The organism is Oceanobacillus sp. CF4.6, assembly GCF_051262635.1.
GTDB lineage: Bacteria > Bacillota > Bacilli > Bacillales > Amphibacillaceae > Oceanobacillus.
Genome location: NZ_JBIMEX010000012.1, coordinates 88,904 through 109,633 on the forward strand (window position 1 = coordinate 88,904; position 20,730 = coordinate 109,633).

Sequence of the window (20,730 nt, forward strand, 5' to 3'; positions counted from 1 at the left end):
AAACAAAAACTTCAAAATATAAAAACACCAGGCAAGTCCTGAATGGTGTTTTTAGAGCCTGAGATTAAGCATCTTCCTATTGAGCAATTTAATTGTAAAAACAACACATTAAGAGTAAGATATATTTATATTTAATTAAAAATATTTCAATTCAATACAAATTAATCATTAGGAGAGAAAAATATGGAAATTAAAGCTGCTGTTGCAAAAACTGTCGGAGAAGAATTAAAAATAGAAGACGTAGAACTAACGGATCCAGGCGCTGAAGAGGTTTTAATTAAAATCGTTGCTACTGGCGTGTGTCATACTGATGCAGAATCAATAAATGGTAGAGGCGCTCCCTTCCCCGCTGTGCTTGGTCACGAGGGTGCTGGAATTGTAGAAAAAGTTGGGTCCAGTGTTACGAATGTACAAGTAGGAGATCATGTTGTTCTTTCTTATTCTTACTGTGGCGAGTGTTCACAATGTTTAACAGGTCACCAGAATTTATGTGAAAGAACAGTAGAACTAAACTTCGGTGGAAAGTCAAAAGATGGTTCTAACCGTATTCATCAACATAATCATGCACTTTCTACTTTCTTTGGTCAATCTTCATTCGCAACATATTCAATTGCAAATAAAAATAATGTCGTAAAAGTAGATAAAGACGTTGATTTAGCATTACTAGGCCCATTAGGATGCGGCATTCAAACTGGTAGTGGTACCGTTATGAACAGTTTAAACCCAGAACCTGGTACATCTATTGTTATTTACGGTGGTGGTGCAGTTGGTTTAAGTGCGGTCATGGCTGCGAAAATCATGGGCTTAAAACATATTATTGTTGTCGATCTTCACCAAAGTCGTTTAGACCTTGCAAAAGAACTTGGTGCTACTCATACATTAAATGGTAAAGAAGTAGATGTTGTTAAAGAAATTAAAGAAATTACAAACGGTGGTTCTCACTACGCTGTAGAAACTACAGGAGCAACGCCAGTAATTAAACAATCTGTTGCTGCATTACGTGTTTCTGGTAAAGTTGCAATCGTAGGGATGGGTGGAGATGTTACATTAAACTTTACGAATGACATCTTGATGGAAGGTAAAAGCATTATTGGAACAGTTCAAGGTGATTCAGTGCCACAATTACACATTCCTAAATTAGTCCAATACTATAAAGAAGGAAAATTTCCATTCGATAAATTAGTAAAATTCTATGATTTTGAAGACATCAACCAAGCATTTGAAGATTCAAAAACAGGCATCACAATCAAACCAATCGTAAAGATTGCGCATTAATCATTTAACCATTTTAAATAAAAAACGCACATACTAGATTAGATAAGTCTAGTATGTGCGTTTTTTCTGATGTACCTAATTCCTTATTAAATCAATTATAACCTTGAAGTGATACAAATAATAAAATTAATTTTCTTCAAAAACAATTTTATCCATTATTTTTACTATCACTCTTGGGAAAAAGTATGCTCCAAAGTAAGCAATCATAAATGCCATCCCCCAAGTTTTTAACCATTCTTGTAGAAAAAGACTATTGTAACCAACGTTTATTGATACCATAATAAATGAAATAAACAAACTCATACTAAAAGACATAAAGAATGCAAAAATGAGTCTTCTATATTTTATATTAATTTTCAACTTTACCCCTTAAACCTCCCCAAAATAAGTAATCCCTATTGGCTCTCTCCTTGATTAGCGATATCACCTTTATATGATTTTTATATAAACTGCATCATATTGAGATATCATCTTCTTTAATACAGGCTTTTCATAGTCTATTGTTTTTTCAATTTATGAAATTTTTTATTAGACTTCTAACACTTGTAACTTAGAGCTTTTCTTTAAATACTTCCATCCTTATTATAGCATAATAATTGTCCTGCCCTTATTGAATAATCCTGCTCCGTTAGATTATGTGATGAAAGAGATGCGCGGTGTTGGTTATCCAAAACAACAATTTGCTCAAGCTGCAGATGTTCGAAATTCTCTTATCGTTGGAAGTCCTCAACAGATAATAGAAAAAATTCTCTATCAGCATGAGCTATTGGGCCACCAACGTTTCTTCGCACAAGTGGATTCCGGCGGGGTTTCATTTGAAAAAATAATGAAAAATATTGAGCTAATTGGAACAGAAATTCTACCCGCAATTAAAAAATATACTGCAAAGAAATAGGAGCTGAGAATATGAAAATTGTACTGTTATCAGGTTCGAAAGTCGGCTCAAAGACAAGGACAGCAATAGATTATACGAAGAAAGCCATTACTGAAGAGTATCCGGACGCACAAACATCATTAATTGATTTAGCAGAATATGACGTGGAGTTTAGTGATGGACGTAATTATTTAGAATACGAAGGCGACACAGGATATATAACGAAAACAATTATGGAAGCTGACGCCGTTATTATTGGAACGCCTATATTTCAAGCCTCCATACCGGCTACATTGAAGAACATTTTTGATTTACTACCTGTTGATGCACTTCAGCATAAAGTAACCAGCATCCTAGTTACTGCTGGGTCTCCAAAGCATTATTTAATTGCCGAAAACCAATTAAAACCTATTTTGGGTTATATGAAGGCACAAATTGTTCAGACGTATGTTTTTGTGGAAGAACAAGATTTCCATAGAAAGGAAATCATAAATGATGATGTGCTATTCAGAATTGACCGATTGGTTGAAGACACTGTAGTACTAACTGAAACCTATACAAAGATCCGTGAAGAAAAAGAGGCTGCATATGGTTTTTAATGATTAATCGACTTTTGAGGAACCTTTTTAAATAGCAAGAACTGGAATGAGAAATATAAAATAGGTAAAGTATTTCATTTTTTATTAAAAATAATAGTATATTAAGGATGATATTAAATGACAAAAATCGGTATTTTAGTTGGTAGTCTGCGGAAAGAATCTTTCTCTGAAAAAATTGCAACGAATGTCGCAGCTCTATTCCCTGAAGGATATGAGACAGAATTTGTAGAAATCGGAAATCTGCCATTTTATAATCAAGATTTTGATGATAAAGATAATGTTTTAACAGAATATACATCATTTCGTAATACAATAAAGGAATTTGACGCTATTTTATTTGTAACACCTGAATATAACCGTTCTGTACCTGCTGTATTAAGTAATGCGCTAGATATAGGGTCACGTCCTTATGGAGCGAATATTTGGAGTGGTAAACCAGCAGCCATTATCAGTCAATCTCCTGGTAATCTGGGTGGGTTTGGTGCAAACCATCATTTACGTCAAATCCTTATAGCCTTAAATATGCCTTTGGTTCAACAACCAGAAGCTTATATTAGTAATGTTGTAGCTTTATTGGATGAAAACGGCAAAGTTAAAAACGAAGGGACTGTTGAATTCTTACAGTCGTTTGTATATACGTTTGTAGATTTGATTAAGAAATATCAAGCTTAGTTTATTAAGCAGTCAGACGCTTTTCCAAAGTAACGCTAAAAGTCCAATTTCTCAATTTTAATGCTGAGAAAATTGGGCTCTTTATATTTACCTATAATGCAAAATAGCGTTTAAAAATAGGTGCAAAATAACACTTAAAGTGACATATGTAGGTTCATTGCTATAAAACTTTCTTGGTTAGTATTATCAATGTTTTGATGGTAATCCCTACATTATTCCACCCAGGATGATTACAGCCACGAGAATGTACCACTGCTGCCATAGTTTTTACCAGCGATTTTCCACGGATTATACCACTCATTGCCAACGAGTGTACCATTGAACGGATAGGACTCTACAGATTAATTTTACTTAACCGTTGGGATTCCTTCTACACCATTAGTTAGTCAGCATTGGAGTATAACGAACGGAATAAGCCGGCTGTAACGGAGTTTTGAGCCACTGACTAGTAAAGCCCACGATAATAAACAGCCATCGGAATTGTCGTGTCCAATGGCTGTCTTTATACAAAGCATCTTTTAATTCACTCCATTGCTTTGTTTATAAATTTACAACTGAATAAAGTCCTTCTCTGATAGGTCGTTTTCCCTCCATGTATTGTAGATAATCCCTTAATTGATTTCGGAATTTTACATCAATTATCTTCTTAATTGTATATTATAATGGTATAATTTACCAATAGCAGCAATATAAAAAGGAGGAAATAAGATGACCATATCAATTCAAACAACTTCAATAAATTCTGGGACAGGAGAGGATATCATTCTCAGACAAACAACTTCAACAAAACTTGTGTTTAGACCAGAGATAGTCAATAACATAAATAATTCTAATGCAGCTGTAAAGGGGTGTTTTATTTTTCAAAAGAAGAAAGGCAAGGACCAGTGGGAAGACCACAAGGAATTAGAATTAAATAAACTAAAAGCAGATGAGTGGATTAAACTTGCAATCGGCTCAGAAGAAATGCTCACTCTCTTTACTGAAATAAAAAAGTATTACACAATCCATGAAGAATATGGAGTAAGGTATGGAAGCTACACTTTCTTCAAGGCAAATACTGATCTTGAAAAGGTAATTGATTTGTTTGAAGGTAACAATGAGCTATTCACTCAATTATTAAGTGATAATAAAGGGGAGCTTTTGGAGCAAACATTGGAGTGGGTTGTAAACACTGATAACTCCGAAAAAATAGTAGATAAATTTCTCAAGTTAGGGGAAAAGGATTTAGACCAATTAAATTCTTTAGTTGGTATTGCAAATCTAAAAAAAATACTATCTGTTTGGGAAGAAAATAAAGACAACCGCTCTGAAAAGTTTTGGCAGGACTTACTTAAAGAAAATACTTGGATTTTAAGTCAAATATTCTCTAACCCAACAGTACTTATTGATAATGAGGCTTTTGTTGGAGGAAAAACTACAAATAATGATAAAGGTAAAGTTGTGGACTTCCTCTACACTAATCCATTTTCAAAAGATGCAGTTTTAATAGAAATTAAAAACCCTTCCACTACCTTGTTAAATACAACTGAATATAGAGCAGGGGTACATTCTGTACACAAGGATTTGGCTGGTGCAGTTAGTCAGGTGCTGACATATAAAGGATCTCTACAAAGTGAATATACACAAATATTAGTTAACAACATCAGAAGTCAGAAACCCATTGATTTTGATGTAATTAATCCAAGCTGTGTAGTAATCTCGGGAAGATTTGATACATTGGATAAACCTGCCCTAAAACATTCATTTGAACTATATAGAAAAGAATTAAAAAATGTCATAGTTATTACTTTTGATGAATTGTTTATGAAAATTAAACACTTAATAGATTTATTATCAAAGGAAGTTTAAAGGAAGTTAACCTCCTTTTTTCTATGCCATTTTTATCACTATCCCATTCATTGATATAAATCTTAATCCATGTAAAAATAAGTGCGGGGGAGAGAGCCACTGGCTAGTAATGCACAAAATATTTTGATGAGAGTTCCCCGTACTTGCGATAATGCCCCTCGAACTGATCCCCCACAGCGTGTAGTTCTTATATCTTTCGATAATGAATTATATAAAACACTCCTTTATAAGCAATGTCACACCTAGGCGTGCTCATTAATTATACAAAACATATGAAGTGATACAGGCTTTGTCACCAGGTGGTAAAAACATGTCTCGAGTAGTACATTTCATTGGCTGTAATCACCAAGATCCTATTTTGTTTAGATTCCACTGGTTTTTTATCAAACTTTATCATAAAGCTATTCATATTGTTTTAATTCTAACAACCTATTGTAGATTACTTAATCAACCAAATTCACCAGAAAATATATGAGTAAATAATGATTGAATGGGAACAACGTGGTACTAATGGGGCACAAGTAAAAAACACCCTGCCACATTAAAGAGACCTAGCTCAAGAGTTCTCTTTTTAACTCACAAATGCTTTTTTATATTACTTCTTAGAATACTTTCATTAAGAGAGAAGACAAACCTGTCAGCATGTTTTACTATTTGCTGATTAATCTTTCTTACTTCCTTAGCGCCCAATACTTTAAATTTCTCTTCTGGTGAATTAATATTGAGAGCTAATTGTGTAGTTAATGGGAAAACACCGCCTTCAATGGGAAAGGTAGAATCCTCAATCTCACTATCTAAAATAACTGGATTGTCTGAGGTAATAAAGTATCTCCCTTTAGGTGCTATGAGATAGCTCCAGTTCTGAGAAGCAAGCGTTTCAGCAAACTCTATCATTTTCTCGGGTAGAAATTGAACGAAGCAATCTTTGCTAATATCTAGTGAAACTTCTTCAAGTTTTCCATTCGCCTTTTTAATAAACTCCTCGTATGTAATTTCTTTTCCATTCTCGTAAAAGCTTTGAGTAAACTGTTCAACTGAAGTTTTATCAAACCATTCACCAGCTTCACCATACCTAAATGCTCTTTCTATTTCATTTATTATTTTATCCTTCATGCTAACTGTTCTTAACTTTTGAGGTGATACAAAGTAAGCAAATTGCTTTTTCTCTAATTCATTTAACATTTCACTTTGTTGTAACTGTTCAATATAGGGCTGATAGAGTGGCTCTATTTCGTTAGCTAGAAAGTACTCAAAATCATAAAGTTTCTTACCACCTTTTTCACGATCAGTAACAGTATAGAAGTCCTTTATTATTGGCACTTTACTAATACTTTGCTCTCTGAAGTGCTTTGTATCCTTCTGAAACAACCATATATTTTGGTCGTCTGACGTAAATTGTTTTAAATATGTTTTAGGAACAATATGCTGTTTAACTGGTAGACTCAAAAATTATTACCCCCTTAAGAATAATCGTCACTTTTCTATAATTATATCAAATATGCTAACCTGCTCGTAATTGTCTCCTTTGTTGAAGAAAACCTATGAGTGTTCCCCAGAAGTATGCTCAAAGATTCCTCATAATACTCTTAAACTTGTAAGATTTCTCGGGCTTACAATACTTGAGATAGCTAGCTCAATAATGTCTGTAACATGGAGCATACCTTTCTAAACCAATTAATTTAGAAGCGCTCAAGCCAGTTTCAATAAGTTAAAGAAAATTTTGATCAAAAACACTTCGCCAAATAAATATATCTCACGATAAATAAAAAGAATCCATATTGAAAAAAGATTGACCAAAATGGCTTCCTCAACAGGTGGGAAACTTATGAAGATAAATACCATCCAAAAGCCCTCACATCTCCATTTCACTCTCTATTTTCTTTCTGTTTTTCTTTGCCCATTCATTTACCTCTTTTGTTTCTTTTCGAATTAAATCATTTGTGATTACTTCTTCTAATTCCTGCCATTGATTTTCTGACATATATATTTTAGCTTCAGTTCTCACTTGATGATGAATATTAATATAGTGACCATCTCCAATATCTAAACGATCCATATTTAATACTACATTACCTTTTTCGTCTCTTAATTCTTTAGGAAATATGATATTATATCTTGTTTTATCATACCTATGTTCTCCTCCATTGTTTACTGAAAGTCTTTCAACCAAATTATTTGCTTCAATATAAGACAGTAACTGATTTGGCTCAAATCTATTATTTTCTGACCATTTAATTAAAATTGCTGGTTCTTTTAAGGTATCCATATCTACCAAAGCATGGGTCTCTCGAAAAACATGATTAAATTTTTCAATGTATTCTTTATCCTTTAATTCTTCATTTTTCAATGAATCAACATTTGTTATTTTACCGTCGTAATATAAATTTCTCCATTTTTCTTCTGCTAATGCTTCTAATTTGTCCACGACAAACTCATGCACTTTATTTTTAGATACAAACATATTATTTGTTTGATTAAGCCGGTCATACTCTATTAACAGGTACCTTTCATTAACAATCATATCGACCACCCTATCTTTTTCGCCATTGATTTTCTTTTCCTGCTCTTTTATTAATTCAGGCTCCATAATCTCAATAAACTCAACTGCTGTTTCTCTTACCTCTTGTAACAACTTCGCTTTATCATTTAATTCCTTTCCTTGTGTCCAGTTAGCAAGGTAGCCCAAAGAATAATCACTCGTATCAATACCAAAGTACGATGCAACTGCATAAGCCGTCATTTCTGCTTGGAATTCCTTTTCCTCTGATGAAAGGCTGAAATGTTTCTCAGGTGTACTATGCAACTTAGCATGGGCTAATTCATGTATCAACGTTTTCACATTCTGCAATTCACCATTACGTGGATTTAAACCAATATGATTATTTCTACCATCTACACCTTGATAAAAGACACCTTTGGCAGCCCCTAATTCCTCCAATGGCTCACCAATTGTAACATTCAGGTTGTTTCCCACCTTTTTCATCGCTTCTAGCATATCTTGATAGTTTGCTACGTCACCCTCTAACCATCTATTCGGGAAATTATCCGGGAGATTGTTAGCTTTTGCATCTGTTTGTGATACATCAAAAACACTTCCCCTAGCAAAATATAACTCACTTTTATTTTTCTCTAAATCTCCTTTTTTTATCAATTCTTTATCCTGTTCCGTTGCCTTTTTAATACTTTTCCATTTTCCATTTTCATCCTTAAATTTCGGTTGTGTCTTATTGGGCACTAAAATTTGAATTGCTTTTTCTCCTTTTTGCACCTGAAATCCTTTCTCTTGCCAAAACTTATAACTTCCAACTGCCCGTGCGCCCCTAAACTGATTCTGAATAAGAGCAGTATTTCGCAATGAATATTGATAAAACTGCATCATAAACGCTAAGTGTTCAGCCATTTGTTCAGGTGTTTCAAAATAGGATTCAATGGACTGATTCATCGTTTCCGTTAATTGCTTCACTTCTTCTCTTTTTTGTTCAAATGTTTTTCTTTTCATGAAACATCATCCTTTCATAAAATAAAAAGGACTCCCATCAGGAAGCCCCGCAACTACATTTCCATATCGGCTATTTGTTCTTTATACTTGTTATCCAATAATTGACTCTTCTTTTCTTTCATCCATATTTGTTTCGTATTCCCATCTAATAAATCTCCATTTGGTACTCTCGGGTCATGTTTAATAAAAGATACATCCTGTATGGCTAGTTGTTCAGGACTTTTACCTAGAACTGATCCATGCTCCTTTTCTCTGTTCCAAAAATAAAGGGACTCTTTGTAAAATTCATCCAAAATACGTTCTGTTCGTTCATCCTTTGATTGGTTTTCTTCCATTTCAAATCCTGGTGCATAATCAATCTCACCTGTATCTACAACATAAACAAGCGTATTTTCATTCACTTCTTTATATCCATCCTCACTCCGAATCGGATGTAGTCCTTCTGTTTGAATGTATTCCTCTAATTCAAGGATCGCTTTAGCTCGCTCCTCTGACGATAAATAATCAAATTCAACATCCAATTCTACTCCCTCAATCAGATATACCTCACTTTTCCCAATATAAATTTGATACCTCGTTAAATCGTTATTCATTACATTCATCCTTCCACATATAGAAAAGGACTCCCAATAAAATTGGAAGCCCTTTACTAAAACGTAATTACTTATACCGGTTCACCATCTAATATGACTACCTTCTTCTCTACATCCAATGGAATTAACGCTTCATCATCAGCGTGATAAATCGTTTCAATCGCATCTTTTGTAATTGGATCTACATTAATTTCTACTTCTCCAGTATCGACAATCAAAGTAACACTTGTTTCTTTGATTTCCTTTACATACCCTAAGTCCACCATCTTATATTCGCCATTTACATACATATCCATCATTATCTCCTTTCGGGAATTCAAATTTTATATTTCTATTTCCAAGTTTTGTTTACTTTTATTAATCGGCTTTTTATCCTTATCACCAGCTAGTAATGTATATTGAAAATCTTCCACTTCACAAAAAGAAAAACCTAAATTAAATATCTTGTCTGTCATCTCTTTTCCACTTTCTGATTCAAGGTCACCAACTGCGCCGTACTTATCAAAATAAGTGAATTGTATAACAGCTTCCTGTTTGGTACTGGGATGAATAATTCCTTCCTGTTGTAACGATGTATGACGAAAGGTTTTCGTTCCTTCCTTAATAGCTTCCTCCATTTTCATTTTTAATTGCTCATCCTGTTCTACGCATTTCATAATGTATTGCCATAATGCCTCGCCTGTAAGATCATTTGTTGGAATTCCATCTCTATACCTCATTTAATAGACTCCTTTCCTCTTACTACTTCCTCTGGAGATTGTTCAGGATTAATTTTGAGAATAAACTTTTCTAATTCATAATGGTTTAATAGCTTTACATCACATGATTTTGCTAATTCTTTCGCTTGTTTGGTAAAAAATGAATTGGTAATTACCCATGCCTCGTCTGCCTTGTAATAATATTTTGAGGCAAACACTTCTCGGACTGCATCCAGACTCACATTATGTTTGTAACCATACCGTTTGGCTTGAATCACTATTTTATTTTTACCTTTTAATATCACGTCTGCTCCATAGTCACCTGACTTTTTCGTCACCATTGGTCGATAACCCAGTGACTTGAAAAGTACTTTTAAATACTCTTCAAATTGATAGCCTTCCATTCGGTCAATATCTCTGATGCCTGATTGCTTTATTAAATAATGATATTTTCTTCTTTTGATTACTTTTATTATGCTGGGAAAAATGTAAACCAAAAACAAAAGAACACCTAATATAATAAGTAGGTGTTCGTTACCTTTAAATATATAATTTTGCCAATGACTCAACCCACTCACCCTTTCATGAACTTAATAACCATCCAACAACCGATCAAATTCATCTATATTTCTTTCTCTTTTATAATCATGAAATGTTTTCTGCATGGCTTGCTTCAATCGAATAGCAGAAACTTGAAGATTGTAGTTTCCCTTGCCATTGTACCGTTGAAAAGAAGTTTGTTGGTTATCCCTTTCTAATACATGAAGCTGTCTCATTGCTACTTTTTGTTTAAAAACTGACGTCCTTTCTTCTTTGTCAATAGCACGCATTTCCGTTAGAATTGTATTTCCCATACGCTTTTTCAAATCATCTAATTTCGTCTCTTTATATTTTTTATATTCACTTTCTTCACCGTACATTTCTTTCATCACATCTACTTCTTCATCTAACTTCGTCTTTAATTCGTTTATCTCTTCTGGATGAAACTGTTCTAAATATATTTCTGTTATTTCATCTATATAAGGTCTAGCTTCATTAGTGGATTGATAACCATAACGCCATTGTTTTCGATCATCAGGCAAACGATTCATGGCTTCTATAAATAATTTGTCTGTTTTACGAAAAGAGGACAGAGAAATGTTATTCTCCTTTTTATAACGTATTGTTCCACGCAATAATTCATCTATTTTGTTTCGTTCGTTGGTACGCTCTAAAATCATATTTGCAACTTTGGACTTCATTTTGTCTAACGTTTTTGGCTTTCGTTTAGCTCGATATTCTTCATGCCATGTATTCGAATCCTTATCCAATACCTTCATACGTTCTCTTGTTGGATAGGGCTCTACGGTTGCAACATGTACATGAATATTATCGGTATTGTAATGTAGGGATGCAGTCCAAATTGCCGATTGCTGCATTCCTTCTGCCTTTAACATAACATGCATTGTTTCACTTACAATACTTCGCATTTTCGTTTCATCTACTGTATTAGTATAAGGATTGTATAATCCTTGTTTTGCTAACCATTCATTATCAAAAGAAATGACATCTTGCCACATCGGTGATTCATTTTGTTGTGCTAGTTGAAACTGTTCTTTTACTTTTTCTTTTTCTTTGTCACTCAGCTTGTCTTTACTAGAAGTAAATAATTCGCCTTGTTTTTCGTCATCATCCATATAATCCATGAAATTGTAAAACACGTCAAAACCATTTTCCTTATCAGGTGAAGAACCAATTTTTACATGTTGTTTCGCATCTTCACGATCCATATAATTAATATAATTATTAAATGTACTTGACCCGGGGGTAACAAATTTGCTTCTTAATACAACAGCTGGACTCATTTTTTATTCCCGACTTTCCGATTGCTTTTGTTGCTTGAATTCTTTTAGTCGTTCATAATCTAATTTCTTTTTCCGTTGTTTATGAATTCGTTTTTGCACTAATTGTTCTGCCTGGTCCATTCCTTTTGTTTTAAATTCTTCCGTTGTAATCAAGTTTTTAAATTTATTCACAAGGTAGTAATGGTTCATGAACTCCAGAATAATTTTTGTGTCACGATCAATGACATTACTTGCTACTTGAATACGGCTCATTTTCTCTTTTATGGATGCTAACTTGTCATCCAGTAAATCGGAAATAGTGTTTTTTAAAAGTAAGTGTTCCTTTTCTGTACTTTCAAAATAAGCATCTACCATTAAGGAAAGGGCATTCGCTTGGGACATATGATTTTCATTCGCTGCCACTTTTATTTTTTCTTTTGTTTCAGAGGTTAACATAAAGTATGTTCCTTGTTTTTTCTTTTCTGTAATGTTCATTTCATTCACCAGCCTTGTCGTCAATACCAAATGTTTGATCTAAAATATGATCAGCTTCTTTCGGATCAAATCCAAGTGCATCACATAAAAGTAAATAGAGTTTCAGTGTTCTTTTTTCCAAATGATCTAATCGTTTGAATGTTATTTCCAATCCATCAGCAACTCGACTTACTGTCACATCTAATTCTTTTTCTGCTAATTTAATTCCATCAAACCTTACCATGTCCTCTACCATTCGTTTCAGTAATATATTCCTTGATACCTTTTGCTTTTTTGCTTCTTCATCCAAAACTTTTACTGCACGAACATCTAAATCACGAATTTTTATTTCCATTCAGATCCTCTCCTTAAATACATAATGAATAAAATAGGAAAATCCCCGTTCACAAGAACAGGGATTGTTGAACAGGATAAGGGGAAAGTGTACCCACATTGCGTGGGTGACTAGGCAGCGCCTAGTTTTCCAGTAAGCCCATTTTTACAATCGAATATATACTTTTCATATAGGTTCTACATCTCCGTTTACTAATGAATATATAGGTTTCATATAGATTCCAAAATGCTCATTCCCCCTGTTTATTTGGTATTTTATCTTTATTTTTCTTCCCTTGTTGTTGCTTTTGCTGCCGTTTCTGTTCTTTTATTTGTTATGTTTCTTTTTCTGTTTGACGTTCAGGTTGTAGTAAAGCATTGAGTTTTTCTTCCCGACTTTCATATTTCTCCTGGAGTTCCTTCACCTTCGTTTTGTACTGTTCAATTTGTTCCTTTGCATGAGAAATCGTATTCTCCTTATGTTCTATTTCCTTTTTTGTTTCGTCTTGTTCTTCCTCTGTTTCAAATTCCATTCCATCTTGTAAGTCTTTTTTGTCCTTTGTTAAAGTTGTAACCAATTCCTCCTGGAAAGGAATATTTTCATCTATAATAATAGATATTTCTTGTTCAATTCTGTTCATATCTGCGATAATCGTTTCCTTTTGATATGCCTTATCCGATTTTGTAACTAGATTTTTATTTACTTCAATTTCACGATAATCACCAACGACTATCACATCTTTTGGCTTCGGTAAATCGGATTCTTTAATTTCCTCTAATGCAGTTGTCGCAACTTCACTATCATTCATCAGTTGTCGTTTGTATTCTTGTTTGAGTATATTTTTATCACGATGTTCCGTTACAAATAAACCGATAACATGATATTCAGTCGGAACATTTTCAATCTGAACAATCATTACATTATCGGATTCATACACTTTTTTTGCTGGATAGGATTCCCTTGATTCTTTTCCTTTTGTTTTAAACGTGAATGTTGGTTCTGCTGCATCTGTTCCTGTATGGACCGTTTCAATCGTCACTTCCATGAGTTGATTATTCGGATTATATTCCCAACTTCTTAAAATTAATGTTGTTTGACTTAATCCATTGATGGATTCGTTATAGGGTGTTTGGGCGATTGCGCTGTCATCATACATCCATGTTTTAGACGTAAAAAACACACCAAACAAAACGCCTAGTGTGATCATAATTCCGATATAAACTTTGTTTTCTATTCCACGATTTAATTTACTTTTCACGCTTATATTGCTCCTTTCCTAATCATTTACCACTTGTTAAAAATGGATTGATGTAAGGCATTGGATCTACTTTCTCACCATTAATTATAATTTCAAAATGAATATGAGGCCCAGTTGACCCACCAGTCGAACCAACATAACCTACCACATCACCAGCTTTTACTTCCTTTCCAACAGGAATACCTTTTTTAATCATGTGGGCATAACGCGTTTTAATTCCGTTGCCATGATCGATTTCTACATACCATCCATAACCCCTGCCCATATTATCTAAAGTAGAGTCAAATGTCGTTCCATTGGATTCACTTATGGTAACTTTTCCATCAGCAAAAGAAACAATCGGTGTATTTCTTATACTGGAACCTGCAACATCTATCCCTGCATGAAATGTTGTACAGTTTCCACATCCTGAACGATAACCAAAGCCTGATGTGATTGTTTTGGTATGAGGAGATACCCAAGACTTCCCACCGATTAATTCCATTTCATCATGATCTTTAGCTTCGCAATTCATGGTTAATCCCCCTAAATTTGCGGTTAATTCTTGCATGGTTGGTATCCAATGTCTATTTAAATTATTCGGATCATTTTCTGCACCAATCGGAGCATATACTTCCCCTAATTGGTCAATTGTTAACAAGCCATCTACAATGATTCGATTGTATAATGTCACTGCCATTGCCTCTAATCCAACCCTCAATGTAGGGAAACGTTGAAGCGTTTGCCAATCCGTTGCTGGATCCATCAATCCACCAGGATTATTCTTATTGACAACACCATTAGATGTTCCATAACCAGTTTCATGTAAAGAAATTGCACCAAAAAGAATAGGGTCTATTCCTTTCTCTTCGGATAATTCAATAATGTCATCACTATGCCCTGAAAGAACACCCGAACGGTTGTTATGTTTAAAATAACTATTCCATTTCTCTTGATTCAACTCACCCGTTGGGGAACATATGAAACCAATTTCACCATCGTTCTCCTTCTCATTGTTTTGATGATCAACACTTCCACTTAGCCCACCGATAATCGCAAGCAGCATTGTACAAAGAATAAGAAAAATAAGGATAGGAATAATACTTGCAGCTAAAAAGCTACCTATTCCCATAAGTAGCTTTTTCCTTACAATATGTTTTGCTAATTGTTTTAAATGCTTCAATTCTTCCCCTTCCCTTCTCCTTCCATGCTTTGATTATTCGGTGTAACCATGTCATTAACTATCCAATTTTCATCTTCCTTTTGTAAAGCAATGTAGTATAACTGCATCGGTTGAGATGTTGATTTCTCGTTTACTGTCACGTGCCATGTAGCGAAAGCACCATACGTTATTTCACCATCTTCCGAAGGTTGAGAAGCAAATAGTTCAATTGCATCCAGTTCCCTTTTCACCTTATTAACTTTAAAATTTGTCATTTCCTTTTTCACATTATCAAGATAACTTGATGTGACTGCACCATTCCATTTATTCCAATCAGTCACTTGCAATAAATAAAGAGCAAGCACTTTTTTTGCTTGCTCTTTCGCTTGTTTCACTTCTTGTTCGCTATATTGATTTATATATTCCTGTTCTAAACTTACATCTTCTGGACTGATTTGCGCTTGTTCATTTAGCTTACTTTCTTCTTTTGTTTCTGTTTTCTGTGCTTCTGAATTTTTATCTTCATCATCTATTAATGCATCATTTATTTTTTCTTCATCTAGACCATCTGGCTTTTTTACGTCTTCTTGCTGTTCGGTCTTTTGAAACATTTCCTCTGGATTTTGTTCCCTTGGATCATCAGCAGTCCATTTCCATATATAAATAATAGCTATGAAAACCGTCACAATTAGTAAAAACAGAAACTTATATTGCATTCGCTTTTCGTGATTATCTTCCTGCATATTTTACAAACCACCTCTAAATAGCCTTAATTCTTCTTCACTTGCCTCAATTGATAACATAATATTTCCGACACCTGAAATACTTAATAAACAATCTCCTTGTTTGAGTTGAGGAACATGTTCCAATTCACTTTCTGTTAGCTGCCCCTCAAAAATCGTCCGTAGGGAGTCCAATGTGTTTGAATCCTGTTGCATCACAAACTTATATTGTGTTAGCTCAAATAATGTACGTATTTTTGTTACTGTTGCGGTATCTTTGTTATCTGGAACAAAGTCACGGATAGATTGACTTGCTAAAATCATCCCACCAAAGTATTTACGGGCTTCTCTTGCAAAGTCTGTTAAGAATGAAACAGCTAACATGTTTTCAGCATTGACTAAACGGTGTGCTTCATCAATCATAATTAAAAAACGGACTGCATCATCGGGATCAAACATTTCATCTTGGTACATTTGTTGCATTTGTCTTGCTCCTACTTGAATCAAATTATCCCAAATTAAATTTAATGTGTTATACATTTGTGCTTGAAACACATTCTTTTCTAACTTCGTCAGGTTACGAATGGAAAAGAATATTACTTGTTCATCAGTTATTTCCCGAATCGTGGTGTAACCATTAAATAAAGAAGCATAACTATTCACTAAGTTATCAACTACAAGCTCAATTTTTTCCAAGCGATTTACACGTGAAATGGATAATTCAGATCGTATAGTTCGTTTTTCCGAATTATCATATAGCTGTTCTCGAATATATTCTAGCAAGTCACTAAAGATTGGATATTCTTCATTACCCAATGTCGTAACGCCTGTTGTTTTAAATTTCTCCAGAAAGCCCAGTGAATCATAAAACATACGTAATATCTTTTTAAATTCCTCAATTTCTTCAGTGGAAGGACTTCCGGCAAGAAATTCATAAAAAATAGCAACCTTTGATATATGTTGCATAAAACATTGCTTTTCGTATTGTTCAAAACTCATCCTTCCTTCCTTGTGACTACTTTTATCATCTGATCGATAGACTTGTAATGGATTAATAATCCCATCGCTACCATCTAAGCTAATGGATTGGCCGCCTAACGAACTGACTAACGTTTCAAACTCCCCAGTTACATCAAATCCTCGAATAAAGTTTCCTCTTGCCTCATTGTCCATTAATAATTTCTTTAGGACAGTAGACTTCCCAGCACCCATTTTCCCAACAACTACTGCATTGTAAAAACGTCTTAATTTGTCTTTATGGAACAAATCAAATAGGACATTCCCACCAGTAAAGGATGTGCCTAGAAAACTACCTGTGCGATCGTTTAACTCTGAAAAGTGATAAGGTAACCCAGATGCAAGCGTAATCGCTGGCATTCCTTTTCCGTCTCTTGTATTTGGAAATTTAATTTGTTGTTGATAAGGCAGGAACATTGATTGCCATTCATAGTATGTTTCGTTCAAAAATATTTGCCCCTTAAACCCAATGGAATTGAGTTTAGAAATCGTATGATCTACCTTTTTTTCTAATTCCCAAATAGTTGGAGAAGCAACAAACAAGCGAATATGAAGGAGTTTTATCACTTCACCCGTTTCGGAAATTTGTTGATATAAATCTTCCATTTCTTTATAACTTCGTTGTGCATCCATCCGATCAGATTCTTGTTTCGCACTGCGAAAACGAACATCTTGTTCCACCATACTTTTATTTATAGCACTAATCGTTTCCTCTTGGTCCATTGTTGCAACATCCGCAACAACGGTAACATCATACATCGACATTACCTTATCCAACCAAAGCAAATTCACATTCGAAGGATAATCCCAAACATGGATACATGCTTCATAACCATCCCCTTTTTGAATGTACTTACCTTTGAAGTTAACGCCACCTTGTGGTTGTATAGCCGTTAAAAATGCTTTATCTAGTTTCGGTTTCTTTGATTTCTTTTCTTCTTCGATAACAGCTTGTGCTTGCTTTTTCATTTATCTCATCCTTTCTTTAAAGTTGCGTATTCTGATTGTTTAATAGAAACAATATCTGTTCTTTTTTGCTTTTAGCTAACTCCTGTAACGGAAATGAACTCTTCATTCCTTGTATACAATCATGTTTTCGATCTTCTAGTTCTTCTTTGTCACCTGCATAGATAAACATGAAAAATTCCCGATTATAACGTTCTCTTTCTAAATACTCAAATTCAAATAACTTTTGTTCAATATACTTTAAACGAGACGGATTCGTTGCCTGTTGTTGCTTTTTCAACCAATAAGCACGTTGTATTTCTGTATTGGTTGGAAAGTTTAAGATTACTTCCTTGAATGAACGAAAGTAACTTCTTAGAAATTGTGCACGATTTAATAATAAATAATTTAAGTCTGCATCATTTAAAGCATGGATATTTTTCGTTTTTACCTGAAAAATGTCCATGACCCCTTCTTTCAATAAAATATAATCCTCATCTATTTGAACAAAAGGAAGAATATCAGAAGTTTGTTTTAACATTTTTGGCTTTTTCCCTTGTTTCTTCATTTCTTCTTGAAATTCTTTTTTTATATTCCTCTTTTGTATAGCTTTTTGTAATAACTTTATCTTCTTTTTCGTTTTCTTATTTTTTATAACCTTTTCAGTATCTTCCTCTTGTAAGTTTTCATCTGGTTTTTCTTGAACCGACTTTATCAATTTTAGAGGTTCCATATTTTTTTCTCACCCCTCCCATTTTTTCTCGTCTCTTTGAATTTGTTCATTTAGTACTTCGTTTCGATCCATAGCATGATATGTCCCCTTTTTATGTCGGAACATCAATACGATAGATTCATAGTTTCGCTTCCCAGGATTGTTGCCACTTGGTAGAAATAAATAAATCATTCCTACAATTGCTACACCAAAATAAAAAAGAACAAATAAGCTATGCACCAATTCTTGTAAAACCGTTAATAATAAAAGAGAGCTAATCAAAATAATGACTAGCTCTCTCATTTCTAATCCTAAGATTTTAGGCTTGGATTTAATCTCTTTCGGTATTTCGTATATCATTGGTTTTCAAACCCCTTTTTTCTATTTTGATTTGCTTTGCCTGTTGTACGTTTCCTTTAAACTGACTCACTCTTTGTCCAATGTCGTAACCTGTATTATGTGCTCGTGAAAGAAAATGACTAGCACGTTGTACAGATCGATTTCCACCGATTAACGTGTGATTTCGTTGTGGGTAAATATGTCCTCGTCTACCAGCATTAACAACTGGTTTATGCTGACTAGCAGAAGATGATTTCCCACCTACCTCACTTTTACTGCTACCACCGTCACCAGCAGAAACATTACTTGTATTGATGGGGATAGTACTTGCAGGTGAACCGCTAGGACGACTAGGAATACTTGTATTTGGCTTTGACGGTACAGTACTTGTTCCGTTTGTTGAAGTTCCTGTTTTCGGTTCCATAATATTTGACTTATTTATTGTATTCGTTGAAAATTGCCGTTCATTTCGTGACGTTTCTTGATTTGGCTCTCGTGGAGGAACAGGCTTCACATTGTTATTTCGCATACCATCTTTCATTCCTTTGTACACGCCAACTCCTCCAGCCCCAATACCTCCAGCTGTCTTACCTCCTGTTTTAACCACTTTCCCAGCACCTTTTCCAACCATTGATGCACCAGCACCAGCCATTTTCGTACTAGCATATGCCCCCATCATTGTTTGCCATCCTGAACGAAGTCCAGCATCTATTCCCATTGTGCGCTGTACAATATCAGGAGCATCAATAAGCGCCCATGCCCCAGCAATAAGCAAGATGATTACACCGACAATACCAATCTCTTGTTCTAAATCATTTGCCCATTGTGCATAAATAATGAACAATTTCAGGAGGACAATCATCACAAAGATAACTGCAAACGTACTAGCAATTTCCGTTAACACTTTCTTCAAGCGTTGACCACCTGTTATGTCCGTGGATGCAGTGAACATAGCGTAAATTTGGTGGAATGCTAAGTCAAACATTGCTCGGCCAATTTTTAGTGTCGTAATGATTAAAGCAAAACCTGTCACAGCTAATATCGAAATTGCAATAGCCCAATTGACATGATAGCGATAATAACTTTGCTGCCCTAAGTTTGTAGCTGGTACGGTATTTTCACTAAGTTTTACAATTCTGGTTGTACCGTCTCCATTTTGAACGAGTCTATGTTTCAAAAAATCTTTTTCTTCGTTAGTCAACTCTTTTACCCAATCTTCTGTTGTCCAATTAAACCACCCTTCATCTTCATAGATATCAAGTTTTTCGGTTACATCTATCAAGTCAGGATTCTTCAGTTTGTTAGCATAATAATAATTACTTGTGCCAATTTCTTTATTTGTTGGATGGGGAGGGTGTGGCAATGTATTCTCATCTCCCATCTCTGTATTTTTGTTTAATCCATCTGCGTAGTTAAAGTCGCTATCAAAATAGTACTTTAAATCAGCGATATTTCTTTTCAACACATTATCAGAGATGTTCCCATTTACATCTACCCTATCTAACCCCTTATGCAGTAAGTCCTCCATCATTCCCATTAAACTTGGAAGAATGACAATGACACTAACTGCTATTAACACATTCATGATAATTTCATTCCGTTTTTCCACTTTATTTAGCATGAACATAAATCCAAGTACTGTTACAGATACGACAAATAACCCGATTGCAAGAGGTTGTAGGATATCTACAAAACTACTCATATCTTCGCTGTCATATAAACCACCTAATGTTATTACTTTTGTAGCAACACCTTCAATCCAATCATTAATCCATACCAAAAGTTGTATGATGCCCCAACCGATATTCCGGAGAAGGTCATCATACAGCCAGCCACTATATAAATCGAGAATATTCGTTAAGTCCTCATATAATTTTTTTCTTGCTTCATCGCCCATCTACAGTATC

At 34.4% G+C, this 20,730-nt stretch carries 21 protein-coding genes and 1 pseudogene; 5 read left to right on the plus strand and 17 right to left on the minus strand.

Features of this window, described 5'->3' with window-relative positions:
• Nucleotides 1-183: 183 nt before the first annotated feature.
• On the plus strand, nt 184-1,275 hold the full coding sequence (locus tag ACHABU_RS16455; protein WP_435766032.1) for an NAD(P)-dependent alcohol dehydrogenase: 1,092 nt from the start codon (nt 184-186) through the stop codon (nt 1,273-1,275).
• 126 nt (nt 1,276-1,401) lie between these two features.
• On the opposite strand, the gene ACHABU_RS16460 is transcribed toward ACHABU_RS16455, so the two are convergent.
• Nucleotides 1,402-1,635 (minus strand): DUF2798 domain-containing protein, encoded by a 234-nt coding sequence (locus tag ACHABU_RS16460; protein ID WP_435766034.1) that lies wholly within the window; start codon nt 1,633-1,635, stop codon nt 1,402-1,404.
• 280 nt (nt 1,636-1,915) lie between these two features.
• Here ACHABU_RS16460 and ACHABU_RS16465 point away from each other — a divergent pair.
• From ACHABU_RS16465 to ACHABU_RS16480, 4 genes and pseudogenes are all read left to right on the plus strand, one after another.
• Nucleotides 1,916-2,170: pseudogene (locus ACHABU_RS16465) on the plus strand (LLM class flavin-dependent oxidoreductase); the annotation flags it as partial.
• 11 nt (nt 2,171-2,181) lie between these two features.
• Complete coding sequence (locus ACHABU_RS16470) at nt 2,182-2,748, plus strand: NADPH-dependent FMN reductase (protein ID WP_435766036.1); 567 nt, start codon at nt 2,182-2,184, stop codon at nt 2,746-2,748.
• 117 nt (nt 2,749-2,865) lie between these two features.
• Complete coding sequence (locus ACHABU_RS16475) at nt 2,866-3,420, plus strand: NADPH-dependent FMN reductase (RefSeq protein WP_435766037.1); 555 nt, start codon at nt 2,866-2,868, stop codon at nt 3,418-3,420.
• Nucleotides 3,421-4,128: 708 nt separating this feature from the next.
• Nucleotides 4,129-5,268: a Shedu immune nuclease family protein gene (locus ACHABU_RS16480; protein ID WP_435766039.1), complete on the plus strand. Its 1,140-nt coding sequence runs from the start codon at nt 4,129-4,131 to the stop codon at nt 5,266-5,268.
• Nucleotides 5,269-5,844: 576 nt separating this feature from the next.
• On the opposite strand, the gene ACHABU_RS16485 is transcribed toward ACHABU_RS16480, so the two are convergent.
• The 16 genes from ACHABU_RS16485 to ACHABU_RS16560 all read right to left on the minus strand — a co-directional run bounded on the left by ACHABU_RS16485 (nt 5,845) and on the right by ACHABU_RS16560 (nt 20,720).
• Entirely contained in the window at nt 5,845-6,714 is an 870-nt protein-coding gene (locus ACHABU_RS16485; protein ID WP_435766040.1) for a DUF4238 domain-containing protein, read from the minus strand.
• Between the two features lie 406 nt (nt 6,715-7,120).
• Nucleotides 7,121-8,767 carry an LPD25 domain-containing protein gene (locus tag ACHABU_RS16490; protein WP_435766041.1) on the minus strand — a complete coding sequence of 549 codons (1,647 nt, stop codon included), beginning with the start codon at nt 8,765-8,767 and terminating at the stop codon, nt 7,121-7,123.
• Between the two features lie 53 nt (nt 8,768-8,820).
• Entirely contained in the window at nt 8,821-9,360 is a 540-nt protein-coding gene (locus ACHABU_RS16495) for a hypothetical protein (RefSeq protein WP_435766042.1), read from the minus strand.
• 71 nt (nt 9,361-9,431) lie between these two features.
• The gene (locus tag ACHABU_RS16500; RefSeq protein ID WP_435766044.1) at nt 9,432-9,656 is read right to left on the minus strand and encodes a hypothetical protein; all 225 of its coding nucleotides are present in this window, start codon (nt 9,654-9,656) and stop codon (nt 9,432-9,434) included.
• Nucleotides 9,657-9,683: 27 nt separating this feature from the next.
• Entirely contained in the window at nt 9,684-10,079 is a 396-nt protein-coding gene (locus ACHABU_RS16505) for a hypothetical protein (protein ID WP_435766045.1), read from the minus strand.
• Nucleotides 10,076-10,546, minus strand: a complete 471-nt coding sequence (locus ACHABU_RS16510; RefSeq protein ID WP_435766084.1) for a restriction endonuclease — start codon at nt 10,544-10,546, stop codon at nt 10,076-10,078. The genes ACHABU_RS16505 and ACHABU_RS16510 overlap by 4 nt, the downstream gene beginning before the upstream one ends.
• A gap of 102 nt (nt 10,547-10,648) precedes the next feature.
• Nucleotides 10,649-11,902 (minus strand): MobP2 family relaxase, encoded by a 1,254-nt coding sequence (gene mobP2, locus ACHABU_RS16515; protein WP_435766047.1) that lies wholly within the window; start codon nt 11,900-11,902, stop codon nt 10,649-10,651.
• 3 nt (nt 11,903-11,905) lie between these two features.
• Nucleotides 11,906-12,376 (minus strand): hypothetical protein, encoded by a 471-nt coding sequence (locus ACHABU_RS16520; RefSeq protein ID WP_435766048.1) that lies wholly within the window; start codon nt 12,374-12,376, stop codon nt 11,906-11,908.
• A gap of 1 nt (nt 12,377) precedes the next feature.
• Nucleotides 12,378-12,710, minus strand: a complete 333-nt coding sequence (locus ACHABU_RS16525) for a hypothetical protein (RefSeq protein WP_435766049.1) — start codon at nt 12,708-12,710, stop codon at nt 12,378-12,380.
• A gap of 313 nt (nt 12,711-13,023) precedes the next feature.
• Nucleotides 13,024-13,947: a hypothetical protein gene (locus ACHABU_RS16530; RefSeq protein ID WP_435766050.1), complete on the minus strand. Its 924-nt coding sequence runs from the start codon at nt 13,945-13,947 to the stop codon at nt 13,024-13,026.
• Between the two features lie 22 nt (nt 13,948-13,969).
• Nucleotides 13,970-15,109, minus strand: a complete 1,140-nt coding sequence (locus ACHABU_RS16535) for a peptidoglycan DD-metalloendopeptidase family protein (RefSeq protein WP_435766051.1) — start codon at nt 15,107-15,109, stop codon at nt 13,970-13,972.
• Nucleotides 15,106-15,831, minus strand: coding sequence for a hypothetical protein (locus ACHABU_RS16540; RefSeq protein ID WP_435766052.1), 726 nt, complete (start codon nt 15,829-15,831; stop codon nt 15,106-15,108). The genes ACHABU_RS16535 and ACHABU_RS16540 overlap by 4 nt, the downstream gene beginning before the upstream one ends.
• Nucleotides 15,832-15,834: 3 nt before the next feature.
• A complete protein-coding gene (locus ACHABU_RS16545; protein WP_435766054.1) occupies nt 15,835-17,796 on the minus strand; it encodes a VirB4 family type IV secretion system protein in 1,962 nt (653 codons plus the stop codon).
• A gap of 16 nt (nt 17,797-17,812) precedes the next feature.
• On the minus strand, nt 17,813-18,505 hold the full coding sequence (locus ACHABU_RS16550; protein ID WP_435766056.1) for a hypothetical protein: 693 nt from the start codon (nt 18,503-18,505) through the stop codon (nt 17,813-17,815).
• A gap of 9 nt (nt 18,506-18,514) precedes the next feature.
• On the minus strand, nt 18,515-18,844 hold the full coding sequence (locus ACHABU_RS16555; protein ID WP_435766057.1) for a DUF5592 family protein: 330 nt from the start codon (nt 18,842-18,844) through the stop codon (nt 18,515-18,517).
• Nucleotides 18,816-20,720: a pLS20_p028 family conjugation system transmembrane protein gene (locus tag ACHABU_RS16560; protein ID WP_435766059.1), complete on the minus strand. Its 1,905-nt coding sequence runs from the start codon at nt 20,718-20,720 to the stop codon at nt 18,816-18,818. The genes ACHABU_RS16555 and ACHABU_RS16560 overlap by 29 nt, the downstream gene beginning before the upstream one ends.
• Nucleotides 20,721-20,730: the final 10 nt, after the last annotated feature.